General features: G+C 40.5%; 16 protein-coding genes. 9 read left to right on the top strand and 7 right to left on the bottom strand.

What is annotated here, in order from left to right; translation table 11 throughout:
* Positions 1 to 52: 52 nt before the first annotated feature.
* Positions 53 to 1084 (bottom strand): uroporphyrinogen decarboxylase, encoded by a 1032-nt coding sequence (gene hemE / locus BLL40_RS13235; RefSeq protein ID WP_073712351.1) that lies wholly within the window; start codon positions 1082 to 1084, stop codon positions 53 to 55.
* A gap of 179 nt (positions 1085 to 1263) precedes the next feature.
* On the opposite strand from hemE, the gene BLL40_RS13230 reads away from it, so the two are divergent.
* Complete coding sequence (locus BLL40_RS13230; RefSeq protein WP_073712350.1) at positions 1264 to 1773, top strand: antibiotic biosynthesis monooxygenase family protein; 510 nt, start codon at positions 1264 to 1266, stop codon at positions 1771 to 1773.
* A gap of 21 nt (positions 1774 to 1794) precedes the next feature.
* Here the strand turns inward: BLL40_RS13230 and BLL40_RS13225 are convergent, their stop codons facing one another.
* From BLL40_RS13225 to BLL40_RS13215, 3 genes are read right to left on the bottom strand one after another with little or no spacing between them, the layout of a single operon-like run.
* Positions 1795 to 2373, bottom strand: coding sequence for a phosphatase PAP2 family protein (locus BLL40_RS13225; RefSeq protein ID WP_073712349.1), 579 nt, complete (start codon positions 2371 to 2373; stop codon positions 1795 to 1797).
* Positions 2370 to 3584, bottom strand: a complete 1215-nt coding sequence (locus tag BLL40_RS13220) for an ABC transporter permease (protein ID WP_073712348.1) — start codon at positions 3582 to 3584, stop codon at positions 2370 to 2372. Before BLL40_RS13220 ends, BLL40_RS13225 begins: the two co-directional genes overlap by 4 nt.
* Positions 3581 to 4318: an ABC transporter ATP-binding protein gene (locus tag BLL40_RS13215; protein ID WP_073712347.1), complete on the bottom strand. Its 738-nt coding sequence runs from the start codon at positions 4316 to 4318 to the stop codon at positions 3581 to 3583. Before BLL40_RS13215 ends, BLL40_RS13220 begins: the two co-directional genes overlap by 4 nt.
* A gap of 126 nt (positions 4319 to 4444) precedes the next feature.
* Here BLL40_RS13215 and BLL40_RS13210 point away from each other — a divergent pair, with 126 nt between their 5' ends.
* The 6 genes from BLL40_RS13210 (at position 4445) to BLL40_RS13185 (ending at position 8056) form a co-directional block, all read left to right on the top strand.
* The gene (locus BLL40_RS13210) at positions 4445 to 4855 is read left to right on the top strand and encodes an HIT family protein (protein ID WP_073712346.1); all 411 of its coding nucleotides are present in this window, start codon (positions 4445 to 4447) and stop codon (positions 4853 to 4855) included.
* Between the two features lie 99 nt (positions 4856 to 4954).
* Complete coding sequence (locus tag BLL40_RS13205) at positions 4955 to 5323, top strand: YtxH domain-containing protein (RefSeq protein ID WP_073712345.1); 369 nt, start codon at positions 4955 to 4957, stop codon at positions 5321 to 5323.
* Between the two features lie 172 nt (positions 5324 to 5495).
* On the top strand, positions 5496 to 6068 hold the full coding sequence (locus BLL40_RS13200; RefSeq protein ID WP_073712344.1) for an HTH-type transcriptional regulator Hpr: 573 nt from the start codon (positions 5496 to 5498) through the stop codon (positions 6066 to 6068).
* 143 nt (positions 6069 to 6211) lie between these two features.
* Positions 6212 to 6760 (top strand): DUF3267 domain-containing protein, encoded by a 549-nt coding sequence (locus tag BLL40_RS13195; protein ID WP_073712343.1) that lies wholly within the window; start codon positions 6212 to 6214, stop codon positions 6758 to 6760.
* Positions 6761 to 6839: 79 nt separating this feature from the next.
* Complete coding sequence (locus tag BLL40_RS13190; protein ID WP_073712342.1) at positions 6840 to 7028, top strand: hypothetical protein; 189 nt, start codon at positions 6840 to 6842, stop codon at positions 7026 to 7028.
* Between the two features lie 110 nt (positions 7029 to 7138).
* Positions 7139 to 8056 carry a peptidylprolyl isomerase gene (locus BLL40_RS13185; RefSeq protein ID WP_073712341.1) on the top strand — a complete coding sequence of 306 codons (918 nt, stop codon included), beginning with the start codon at positions 7139 to 7141 and terminating at the stop codon, positions 8054 to 8056.
* 23 nt (positions 8057 to 8079) lie between these two features.
* Here BLL40_RS13185 and yhaM read toward each other — a convergent pair whose 3' ends face one another.
* The gene (yhaM, locus tag BLL40_RS13180) at positions 8080 to 9024 is read right to left on the bottom strand and encodes a 3'-5' exoribonuclease YhaM (protein WP_073712340.1); all 945 of its coding nucleotides are present in this window, start codon (positions 9022 to 9024) and stop codon (positions 8080 to 8082) included.
* A 132-nt stretch (positions 9025 to 9156) separates the two neighbouring features.
* On the opposite strand from yhaM, the gene BLL40_RS13175 reads away from it, so the two are divergent.
* The gene (locus tag BLL40_RS13175; protein WP_073712339.1) at positions 9157 to 9336 is read left to right on the top strand and encodes a YhzD family protein; all 180 of its coding nucleotides are present in this window, start codon (positions 9157 to 9159) and stop codon (positions 9334 to 9336) included.
* Positions 9337 to 9385: 49 nt separating this feature from the next.
* Here BLL40_RS13175 and BLL40_RS13170 read toward each other — a convergent pair whose 3' ends face one another.
* A complete protein-coding gene (locus BLL40_RS13170; protein ID WP_083566519.1) occupies positions 9386 to 10642 on the bottom strand; it encodes a DUF445 family protein in 1257 nt (418 codons plus the stop codon).
* 250 nt (positions 10643 to 10892) lie between these two features.
* On the opposite strand from BLL40_RS13170, the gene BLL40_RS13165 reads away from it, so the two are divergent.
* A complete protein-coding gene (locus BLL40_RS13165; RefSeq protein ID WP_073712338.1) occupies positions 10893 to 11102 on the top strand; it encodes an alpha/beta-type small acid-soluble spore protein in 210 nt (69 codons plus the stop codon).
* Positions 11103 to 11154: 52 nt separating this feature from the next.
* Here BLL40_RS13165 and fumC read toward each other — a convergent pair whose 3' ends face one another.
* Positions 11155 to 12552, bottom strand: coding sequence for a class II fumarate hydratase (gene fumC, locus BLL40_RS13160; protein WP_073712337.1), 1398 nt, complete (start codon positions 12550 to 12552; stop codon positions 11155 to 11157).
* Between the last annotated feature and the right edge of the window lie 443 nt (positions 12553 to 12995).

Below are 12995 nucleotides of genomic sequence, written 5' to 3'. Positions count from 1 at the left end.
ATTCATTCTCTTTATTTTGACACGAACGTACTTCTAATTCAAAAAGGATTGCTTATTTTGCGCTATATTCATGAATAAATGATGTTAAACGCTTTAATGTATCGGGACTTACTTCAGGGAAAACACCGTGCCCAAGGTTAAAAATATGCCCTGGAGCAGCCAGCCCCTGATCTAAAATGTCTTTCACACGCTCTTCAATCACTTCCCAAGGAGCCAACAAAAGGGATGGATCAAGGTTGCCCTGCAATGTTTTCGTTAATCCCATCGCCCGTGCTTCCTTGATTTGCAGACGCCAGTCAAGACCTACAACATCCACTGGAAGACTGTGCCATTCTTTTGCAAGATGGCTCGCACCGACACCGAATGTAATAAGCGGTACATTTTCACTGCGCAGTTCGCTGAAAATACGTTCCATAATTGGTTTAATAAATGTACGGTAATCGGCAACGTTCAATGCCCCGACCCATGAGTCAAAAATTTGAATCGCTTTTGCGCCTGCCTTTACTTGCGCACGCACATATGTCACCGTCATATCTGCAAGTTTATCCATAAGCGCAAACCAAGCTTTTGGCTCTGTGTACATAAATGCTTTCGTTTTATTGTAGTTTTTAGATGGTCCGCCTTCGATCATATAACTGGCAAGTGTAAACGGTGCACCAGCAAATCCTATGAGCGGCACATTTAGCTGCTCTTTCGTTAACAATTTAATTGTTTCAAGAACATATGGAACATCACGTTCAGGATCGATTTGCCCAAGCTTTTCCACGTCTGCTACGGAGCGAATAGGGTTCGATATAACTGGACCAATGCCTGATTTAATATCGACATCCACACCAATGGCAGGCAGCGGTGACATAATGTCTTTGTATAAAATCGCTGCGTCCACATTGTACTCCTCAACCGGCAAACGTGTCACATACGCACAAAGTTCCGGTTGATGGGTAATTTCAAATAACGAATATTTTTCTTTTAACTTTCTGTACTCCGGTTGCGAACGGCCTGCCTGCCGCATATACCAGACTGGTGTATAATCCGTTTTTTCTCCCCGTGCCGCTTTTAAAAAAGTCTCATTAATTTGCCTCATCTTGATTAATTGCCACCTTTCACCGATTAAAATAACTATTGCCTATTATAGCCCACCATCCCAATGTTTTCACTATAAGGATGCTTTGTTCGAAAATTTGCCAAATGAACTTGTCCATGAGTGTTAAAATTGGAAGAAAGGGTTTACATCACGGTATAATACTCCTTGAGGTGATGAGGATGAATGTATACATTACAAACGGAACATATGATTTCTTAAAAACGATTCAAGCGAAGCATGCAGCAGAAACGATCGTGCTAATGGAAGGTACAGAAGGAGCCGCTCTCGTTCATGAAACGAATGGGAAAAGCGTGTTTGAATCACCGCGTCGCTATGAAGTGGTCGATGGTGCTGGGATTATAGAGGAACGTGGCTATGTGGTGTTGAATAACATTCCTGTTACAGACGAAGGCCGCCCATTATTTGAACATCGATTTAAAAACCGGGCTGGAGCTATTGAGAATGAACCTGGTTTCATCTCAATGCGCGTATTGCGTCCCCTTGACTCGGATACGTACGTCATTTTCGCGCAATGGGAAGACGTAAAAGCGTTTGAAAACTGGAAAACATCCGATGCTTTCAATCACGCACATAAAAAACGGGGAACAGAAGAAGGGCTTGATAAACGCCCAAATATCTTCTCAGGTCCATCTTATTTGACGGCCTATACGATTCCTATAGAAGAGTAAGGACTAAAAAAGCTGCCTGCATTAGGCAGCTTTTTTAAATACATAGTAGTTAAGTATCGAAACCAGCAAGAAGAAAATTGCTGCACCGAGCAGCCATCCCCCTGCTACATCGGTTGCATAGTGCGCCTTTTCAGCGACTCGGCTTATACCGGATAAAAAAGCAAGAAGCAATGCGATGCTGTATACGACCTTTTTTTTATTCGTATACATTGATAGGAAGTATGCGAGTAGCAAATAGAAAATAATGCCGACCATTGCATGTCCACTTACAAAGCTAAATCCATCTTCACTGTGTGGAAAAGCCGGACGCTCTCTTGCGACCCATTCTTTTAATGCTTTATTTAATATGTTACCGCCACCCACACCGATCAAAACGACAATGACGCCGATGATATTACGCTTCCAAGCAAGAAAACAAATAAGTAGAACAGCTCCCCCGCCCAGCATCATTTCTGAGCCTAGAAATGAAAACATAGGCAAGATAGAGTTTCCACTCAGTGTTTGGAATACACGATCATCTAATACCTCTGCCCATTCGGACTCCCATCCTGTTAATGTAATGACAAATAAAATGAGACATACCAATACACCCCAAATCATCGGACACTGCTCATTTTTGCCAGCCTAGAAGGAGCATAGATTTTCGAAAAAAAGAGAGAAAAGACGAGGGTAGCAGCAAGCACGATCACTGCACCGTTTAGCGTTCCATTTATGATGGAGAGCCCGCCGAAAAGAATAGACTGTATCAACATGATGCGCATCAGTAACTTTTGTACCGCTGCCTTTTTTTCACCATTGCCTGCCGGATAAAGACGCGGCCATATAATATGATCGTGGCGCGCCGCAATCGGCATAATCTGAAAGCCTGTTAAATAGAGGAACAAAAGGGCGGCAATGAGCTGTACAGCCATCGTGCCACTAAACAAAATAATAAAGGCAGCAATAATCGTTAAACGAATATACAAACCAAAATATTCATTCATCCGTACAAAAGTCCGGAACAGCAAATACGTGTGTGTTCCGCTTTGCGGCCCTGGTAATAGTCCGTCAAGCCACGCCCTCCGCTTTACGGCCCCGCGTAAATGCGGCACATCGGTAAACATATTGGCAATCCGGTAAAAACCGGTTAGCCTTTTTTCCTCCAGATCCGCAAGCAATTCCCACTTAAGCGGACGGTTTCCTTGACGGCCCATATAGAAAAGCCAGAGCAGCATGAAAAAGACAACAAGTCCAGCAATGGCTATGTAGCTGGAAAACACAGCATACAAAAGCGCAAAGTTTTGCAATAATCGTACGGCCAGGTCGATCATCCTTTTTTCATTAGACGGTAAATTAAGTGCCTCCAGCCGGCAAAACAAATTCCAAAGCTTAGCAGTCAGAAGTATAGCTAGAAAGATAAAAAAGCTTCCAAACCCAATTTCTCTCACAGCGGCATACATCGGCATTAAAAATGCAAGTAATGCTACTAAAACATAAATTTGTGCAGCAAAGCTTGTCCATACCGCTTTCTGTAAATAGGTTTCCATCTCTTCTTCTAGTGGCAATAAATACACCGTATCCGGCCGTTTTATGTACGTATATACCGGACTCCAAACAAGAACAATAGCTAACATGCCCGCCATTAAAAACGGGGCTGGAAACGTATCATCAATTGTTTTCACCCAGCCGCTGTAATAATAAAGAATGGCACCTAGTGCGAAGACAAGGACGAATAATAAATGATCATTGAACATGTAGCGCGTGTATTTGCGGACTTCAGCGTAATACGACGCGACCCGTTCTTTAAAAAGCGCATCTGCTGAAAACTTCATAGCGATTCTTCCTTCGTTAATTCTACATAAATATCATCAAGCGCAGCTCCTGGCATACTGAATTCACGGCGCAGCTCGTCCATCGTCCCTTTCGCCCGTACACGTCCTTCATGCAAAATAATAAATTTATCGCAATACTTTTCCGCTGTCGCAAGAATATGTGTCGACATTAAAATGCCTGCCCCACCTTCTTTCATTTTGCCCATCCAGTCAAGGAGTGAGCGAATACCAAGCGGATCAAGTCCAACGAATGGTTCATCAATAATATAAAGCGCGGGTTCAGTTAAAAACGCGCCCATAATCATGACTTTTTGCTTCATTCCTTTTGAAAAATGAGCGGGAAACCATTTCATTTTCGATTCTAATCTAAATTCTTTTAAAAGCGGCCCGATTCTTTTTTCATAATCCGATTTTGACAAGCCGTACGCCATCGCTGTGAGCCTCATATGTTCTTCTAATGTCAATTCATCATATAAAACGGGCGTCTCCGGTACGAATGAAAATTGACGGCGGTACTCAGACGGACTTTTTTCAAGTGTCTGGCCTTTAATCGTCACCTGTCCTTTTACTGGTTCCATCAAGCCAATAATATGTTTAATTGCTGTACTTTTGCCGGCACCATTTAAACCAATAAGTCCGACAATTTCATTTTCACTAACGTCAAATGAAACATCATGCAGCACCGGTTTGCGTGTATAGCCGCCGGTCAAATCCTTTACTGTTAATAAAGACATATCGCGCGTCCTCTCCTTCTTATCCATTAACTGTATTGTATCAAAAAGAGAGATAGTACACACAGTTTCCCGTCCTGTCATTGTGTGCTAAAATTTTGGTAATGAACCTTAAAGGAGTGTTTGATAATGAATGATTGTATTTTTTGCAAAATTGTAAACGGTGACATTCCCTCCGCAAAAGTGTATGAAGATGAACACGTTTATGCGTTCTTAGACATTAGCCAAGTGACAAAAGGCCATACACTCGTTATTCCGAAAGTACATAAAGAAAATATTTTTGAACTGACGCCTAATCTGACTGCTCCATTATTTGAATCCGTCAAAAAAGTTGCAGATGCGATCCAAGCTTCTTTTTCACCGAATGGGCTTAATTTGCTTAATAATAACGGTGAAACCGCCGGTCAAACAGTATTTCACTATCACATTCATTTAATCCCCCGTTACGGATCCAATGACGGTTTTCACCCTGTTTTCAAAGAGAATGATGAGTCATATAATTTAAAAGAAATTGCGGCATCCATAAGTGCTCACCTGTAACGGAGCCATTCCATACGTTTGTGAAAGATGAGATTCGGGAAAAGTTATTCTATACATGTATGTCGTTTGGCTATAGAAATGATGAATGAGGTGAAAGGATTGAATAAAAAGTCTTTATGTATAGGATTATTAATAGGCCTCCCAGCAGGTGCAGCAACAGCTCTTTTAAACACACCTGCGAGCGGCCGTGAAACGCGAGGCAAGATGAAAGATGCACAAGTCTCGGCGAAATTGACTGCGCTGGAAGTTAAAGATAATGCCGGTCAAGTAAAGGAATCCGTTAAGCGTCTCATTGTTGCCGCAAAAGAGGACGTTCCAGGAGTGATCAGGAATGTTAAAGTGAACGCCACACTTTGGAAAGAAAGTATAGAACCAAACAAACAGGCATTGCAATCTGAAATTGCTAGCCTTCAAAAAACAGTAGAAGATTTGCAAGAAAGTCTTCCACAGCCCGTTCCAAAGAAGTAAAAAAGCGCGCAGAAGATGGTGTACATCCTCTGCGTGCTTTTTTATTTTCATTTATTTCGAAAATTTAGTTAATTAAATCCTTTCTATTTTTTTATTTTATTGGCATAATATATATCAATCAGTCTATTTGATTTGGGATGGGATAGAGAAAATAAAAAAAGAAGGTGCAAATATGTCAAATCATCAATATTCGATGAAAGAAGCATTTATGTTCAGTCAGCGTATGGCACAATTGTCGAAGGCACTATGGAAAGCCGTTGAAAAAGATTGGCAGCGCTGGATTAAACCGTACGATTTAAACATTAATGAACATCATATTCTTTGGATTGCGTATCATTTAAAAGGCGCCTCCATAACGGACGTTGCAAACTTCGGCGTGATGCACGTATCCACCGCTTTTAATTTTTCAAAAAAGTTAGAAGAACGTGGGTTTTTAACTTTTTCGAAAAAAGAAGAAGATAAGCGAAACACATACATCGAAATTACAAAAGAAGGCGAGCAGCTGATTTTCGACTTAATGGAGCAATATGACCCTGAAACAAACCTTGTATTTACAGGTAGTGCACCGCTTCGTGAACTATTCGGAAAATTCCCCGATCTCTCTGAACTGATGGCTATTATTAAAAATGTTTACGGCGATGACTTCATGGACATTTTTGAAACATCTATCTACAATATTGAAAAAGACTTTGATGAAGTGAGCGGAAAATTAAAACAGGCAGCACAAACAAAAACATCCGGTTAATCACCTAGCAGTTTCGCTGTTTTCATTTTCGTAAAAAATACACTTGCTTTTTAAGCTCTTCCGTCGTAAATTATGTATTATTATGTACGGCATGTATTATTATGTACGGCATGTATTATTATGTACGGCGGAGGTTATGTTTTATGAAGTGCTGGCGAATTTATAATTTCGAAAAAACGTATGGTTTTAATAAACTGTTTTTCGTTTCATTCGTGACGACGATGATTGTTTTTACGCTCGCCTTTTCATCCATGCAATCTTATTATTCAGAGCCCCTGTATGCAACAGGTTTTGCCTGGTTCGCTGCCGGTCTTCTTGCGGTTTATCCGCTTCATAAATTGCTTCACCTTCTCCCTTTGATCACGCATCGTCCAAAAATGACGTGGGAGTTAAAGTATTCTTTTTTGCCCGTTTTAACTGTGACCACTCGAAAACCGGTCTCCAAAAACCGATTTATTACTTGCTTAATATTGCCGTTTTTTAGTATGACGCCCCTTCTTTTAGCCAGCGCGGTACTATTGCCGCACTATTTACACTATTTCACAATGGCTGTGGCTTTTCATACCGGCATTTGTTCATTTGACTTTCTTTATTTAAAAACAATTGTCTCATGCCCTAAAGACTCAATCATCGAAGAAGATTTGGATGGATTTGAGATTTTAGTTCCCGATGAACCACCCGCCTGGCGCTGATGCCGGCGGGTTCTGTTTTCATTTTAGACGACAGTTTGATATAGTAATTGATACAGGAGAAAAAGGGGGAGGTTATACTGTGATTACGCTTATCATTACGTTTGTTATTTTTTCAATATTTATTTTGTTCCATATAAATCGAATGACGAACTTACTATGTATCCAAAAAGAAATTCCAGAAGAGCGTCATAAAAAAATTTTCCGGACAGTAAATATTTTAATCGTTATCTTGTTGTCCACTTCTTACATTGAAATACTATACGTCTAGGTCCGCCTTTCCTTTTCCATGTTCTTGAATTATGTTATAGTTGTTTTTGATATCTAGACTAAAATTTCTGTCACAATACGACAGAAGATAACTAGGGAGTTGTTATTTAGATGAAGAAATGGGCACTGCCTCTTTCATTAGCAGCGGGTGTTCTCGCACTTTCTGGCTGCAATGGAGCTGGCGACGGCAACGTCATCGCAACATCAAAAGCAGGCGACGTTACCGACATGGAATTGTATGCAGAAATGAAGGAAAAATACGGTCCACAAATGGAGCAGGCACTGCAAGAATTAATGCAGAAAAAAGTCCTCTCTGAAAACTATGAAGTAACGGATGATGAACTGGTAAAAGAATTGAAAAAAGCAAAAGAACAGCTCGGCGACCAGTATGAAATGTTTTTAGCACAATATGGACTTGATGAAGACGGCTTTAAAGAATTTTTGAAGCTCGAACTTCTCCGCGAAAAAGCAGCGCTCGCTGATGTAAAAGTAACAGACGATGAAGTGAAAAAATATTATGATGCTTGGCAGCCTGAAATTAATGTAAGCCACATTCTCGTTGAAGATGAAGCAAAAGTGAAAGAAGTACAACAAAAGCTCGCTGATGGCGGTGACTTCGCCAAACTTGCTACAGAATATTCAACCGATCCTGGTTCAGCTGAAAACGGCGGAAGCCTCGGTTGGATTGATAACGCAGGACGTGCACAGTTCGTTCCTGAGTTTACTGAAGCACTTGGCACATTAAAAGTAAATGAAGTGAGTAAACCAGTAAAGTCCGATTATGGTTATCACATTATTAAAATTACGGATCAAAAAGAAAAAGGCTCTTTCGAAGACATGAAGAGTCAGATGACAGATGAAGTAAAAAAATCAAAAGTCGATTCTGACACCCTCCAAACAAAGCTTGAGAAAGAAATGAAAGCAGCAGATGTGAAAGTCATAGATAAAGACTTAAAAGGCGCATTTGAAACAAATGATGACACAACATCAGAACCAAAAGATGATGAAGAATCAAAAGAAGCAAAGTAAAAAAGCACCCTCACGGGTGCTTTTTACTTTATAAACAGTGGTTTATAAAAAGATCGGTTATCGAGTGGAAAAATACGTTCAGAAAACTCACCGGGCTTCGTTCGTTCCATCGCTCGGTCAAGCATATTCATTTTTGCATCGAGGTTATCAATGTAATGAAGCATTTCCGCTTCTTTAATCATTGGTGGCTTCGGACTCCCCCATTCCGCTTTCCCATGGTGAGACAAGACCACATGTTGAAGGACCATCACTTCTTCTCCTTCAATGCCAAGCTCTTTCGCCATCTGACCGATTTCGTTTACCATAATAGAAATGTGGCCAATCAAGTTCCCTTCTGCTGTATATGTCGTCGCGACTGGACCCGATAATTCCGTTACTTTGCCAAGATCATGTAAAATGACGCCAGCATAAAGTAAATCACGATCCAATGATGGATAAAGATCTGCGATGGATTTCGCTAGCTTTAACATCGATACAACATGATATGCAAGGCCTGATACAAATTCATGATGATTTTTCGTAGCAGCTGGGTATTCAAAAAATGGTTGATAGTATTTTTTCAATAAAGAACGGGTAATGCGCTGTATATGGGGATTTTTCATTTCAAAAATAAACTGCGTAATCGTCTCGGCCATTTCTTCCTGGCTGAGCGGAGCTGTTTCGAGAAAGTCTCCTGCATCCATTCCATCTTGCTTTGATGCCGGGCGAATTTGACGAAGTTTCAACTGCATCCGTCCGCGGTAATTTTGAATGTCACCTGCTACTTTTACAATGGTCTGCGGTGCATACATTTTTACTGTCTCATCTTTTGCATCCCACAGCTTCGCTTCAATTTCTCCACTCGTATCTTGCAGCATAAGCGTTAAATATGGATTTCCATTCACAGCTGTACTTTTGACAGCTGATTTGATCATTAAAAAGCAATCCACACTTTCGCCTGCTTCATACTGTGTAATTCCTTTATCCAAGACGTCACCCTCCTCTTTATACTCTTCTGTTTATTATACCACAGATCGTATGTTCCTTTAATAGAGATCATACTTTTTTCTTTACTGAAAATCGGATACAATAATCGTATCATGTCTACAAGGAGATGGAACATGTATAAACTAACTGTTTTTAAAAAAGACGGAAAAAAATTACTTGATCAATCTTTTGAAGCCAAAACAGATGATGAAGCGAAAGATCGAGGTTCACAAATTTTACATGCACATGCATATGAAAACTATACTTATCGATGCACATCACCTGAAGGAAAATTACTTCTTTTCCATCAGTAGGTAGATACGCGTTTAAAATATGAAATAAAACATGAAAATCATTGCCCGATCATGTGGGAAATGCTGTCACAATCAGTGCTTGTACAACACCAATTAAGCCGCCAAGTAAAGCACCGAGCAATGTTATCATTTTTAATTCACGATGTGTTATATTAAGAACAATCATTTCCAACCGAGCTATCGAGAACGTTTCAATTTGCTGGCGTACAATATCAGCAATTTTCAGTTTTTTCATGAATTCCGGAATGCATACTATGATTTTCATAATACCTTTATCCATTATTCCTGGAATGAGTACGTCAGTGATTTTTTTTTCAAATGGAAGCGCATAGACCGATACTGGCTTATTAAAAATCATTTGAATATCAAGTTGTCCGTCAATGAATGTCTTCGCTTGATTTATAACCTGCTCATCAGAAAATTTACCAATTACGCCGGCCCACTTCCATTCGATTATTTTATTCCATTCATCTTTCAAAATAACATTTAATAAGTCTTTCGTGCCCGGGCTCGTTAAAAACTTAATCATTTCCGGACGAATTTTATCTTCAATCGACGTGTTGCCAAGTACCTTTTGAATCATCCCACCAAACTTGCCCCGTTCTGCGAGAAAATTATTGGTCATTCTTTTCACACGATAACGGCCAGCTTCACCAGAAAAATATTCAATACCTTTTTGTAAAATATAAGAAGACACTTCTGGAATTTTATTTTCTATTTTATCAAGCCATTCGACTGGCAGCGATTCTTTTACAATTTGATCGCTGTAAAAATCTTTAATGGAATTGTATTTTTGACCAATCCATTCATTTATTTTTGCTTCTACTTTTAGGCCCACTTCCGGAATGTGTACCTTTTCAAAAAATTCTGTTACGGTCATGTTAGATTGAATCCACTTTTTCACCTCTGCCTGCAAAAATAATTCCATTTCACTGCGAAATTCAGGTTCATTTAATTTTTGTTCAATCGTTTCTGGTGTCAATAACTGTTCATCAACAATTTTGCCCACCTGCTTCGCCAGTTCTGCACGTCGTTTCGGGATTAGTCCTGGTGTGAATGGAATACGCCATTTGCCAATGTAGCGGGCCTCGTGGGGTTTGAAGAGCATCCGAATGGCTACTGCATTCGTGATACTGCCAATCACCGCACCAATGATACCCATAAATAAAATGAGCCAAAAATCATTCAACATGTGCCCACCTTCCATGTACGTAAAAATGATGCTGATTCCTAAGTGGAACGGCATCAATTCAACTTTTTGCTTTTTAGCAATTAGATGAGCCGCTTTTTGAATTGCGTCACCCACTTTTTATTCCATTAACTGAGAATTATGTATGAATACTATAACATATCATCCAAAAAAATACTTGTGAGGTCTACTCCCCATTAATAGGAAACAACTACCTGCTTATGCTTTGTATAAATGAGTGCGTACAATCCATACTACTAGCATAATCAACAACGGGTCGCACCGGCAGCTCCGGGCGATCAATCACACGCGACGGTGCAACTCCGTCAGACCCGACCAAAACAAGAAAAGGGAGATGTGAACAGTAATGGCAAACAACAACAACAGCAATTCAAATCAATTGGTCGCTCCAGGTGCTCAACAAGCAATTGATCAAATGAAGTATGAAATCGCGTCTGAATTTGGTGTTCAGTTAGGTGCTGACTCAACATCCCGTGCAAATGGTTCTGTTGGTGGGGAAATTACAAAACGTCTTGTTCAAATGGCCGAACAGCAATTAAGCGGCTTCCAAAAGTAAATATTTAAAAAGGGAGCCATCTCAAAAGCTTAGCTTTTGAGATGGCTTTTTATTATTCTTTTTTCTTTTTCTTTTCAGACAGATTTACCATTTGCAACGGATCAATCCAACGGTTGTAGTCGTTTTCGTTCACATAACCTGATGCAAGCGCTGCTTTCTTTAGCGTTGTTCCATCTTTATGTGCCATCTTAGCGATTTTCGCCGCTTTTTCATAGCCAATATGCGGATTCAATGCCGTCACAAGCATAAGCGACTGTTCCATTAATCCACGAATGACGTCAAGATTCGCTTCGATTCCTAATGCGCATCGTTCATCAAAAGATCGAATTCCATCTGCTAACAGCCGGATCGATTGGAGCGTATTATATACAATAACCGGCTTAAACACATTTAATTCAAAATTCCCCTGACTCGCAGCAAATCCGACGGCTGCATCATTACCGAATACTTGAACAGCTGCCATTGTGAGTGCTTCACTTTGCGTCGGATTCACTTTCCCTGGCATAATGGAACTGCCCGGTTCATTCGCTGGAATCGATAATTCTCCAAGGCCGCTTCGTGGACCGCTTGAGAGCCAGCGAACGTCATTGGCTATTTTCATTGAATCGGCTGCTAGTGCTTTTAAAGCACCATGTACAAAGACTATTTCATCATGACTCGTTAACGCATGAAATTTATTTTTCGATGAAACAAACGAATAACCTGTCTGCTTTTTCAGTTGTTTGGCTGTTTTATCACCAAACGTTGGGTCCGCGTTAATGCCAGTTCCGACCGCTGTCCCGCCAATAGCGAGATTTAGTAGTCCTTCTTTAGCCTGGTCGATCATTTCTTCACTACGGACAATCATATGACGCCATCCAGAAATTTCCTGACCAAGCGTTAATGGCGTCGCATCTTGCAAATGAGTACGGCCGATTTTAATGACATCCATATATTCTTTTTCTTTCTTTTTCAATGTCTTCTTAAATTGCTTTAATGCCACTTTTAATCGCTTTTCAATCTCATCGTACACTGCGATATGCATAGCTGTTGGAAATGTATCATTCGAGCTTTGTGACATATTCACATCATCATTTGGATGAATAAACCCCTCTTTGCCCACAAGCTCTGAAGCACGTTTCGCCACCACTTCATTCACATTCATATTAGATTGCGTACCGCTACCTGTCTGCCAAACAACGAGTGGAAATTGTTGATCCCATTTTCCAGTTAAAATTTCATCACACGCTTCAATAATCACATTCATTTTGTCTTCAGGTAGCTTGCCGAGTTCACCATTTGCAACAGCCGCTGCTTTTTTTAAATGAGCGAATGCATAAATCATTTCAATTGGCATTTTTTCCGTTCCGATGGGGAAATTTTCTACACTGCGCTGTGTCTGTGCTCCCCAATATTTATCTGCGGGCACTTTCATTTCACCGAGTGTATCTTGTTCAATTCTAAACTCCATTATTCATTCCTCCTTCAAAATTCATCTCTTTACACGTTTCCCTTTTTCCCTCATATCATGCCTACAAAATAGAATAGTCGTATAAATATTTCCAACAGTTCATCCATCTTTCTTCTTTTCATCACTTTTTTCATAAAGTGAAACTTCATTCAGTGGGGGTTAGGTTCACACGATGTGAATCATGCAGACGTTGTCACAGGACGTGACGATCTTAGTCTGCGTTCCGCCCATCCCCCACTGAATAAAAAGGAACTCAGGTAAAGAGCGCCGCGTCCTGCGGCAATACCTGAGTGACCGGCTTCGGCCGGCCCGAACCAATCGGGCTTTTACGGGCAATTGATCCCCCGCTTATCCTTCTTTTCTTTTCGACGCCTTGAAGCGGGGTCTTACTGCCCGTTAATGCGGGATAAAGGTTTAAGTAGTAAAGATAGCGGGAATGTTAT

The organism is Domibacillus mangrovi (assembly GCF_001906925.1).
Classification (GTDB): domain Bacteria; phylum Bacillota; class Bacilli; order Bacillales; family Domibacillaceae; genus Domibacillus; species Domibacillus mangrovi.
Note: the sequence above shows the minus strand (reverse complement) of the source record. Positions and strands in the feature narration are given on the sequence as shown.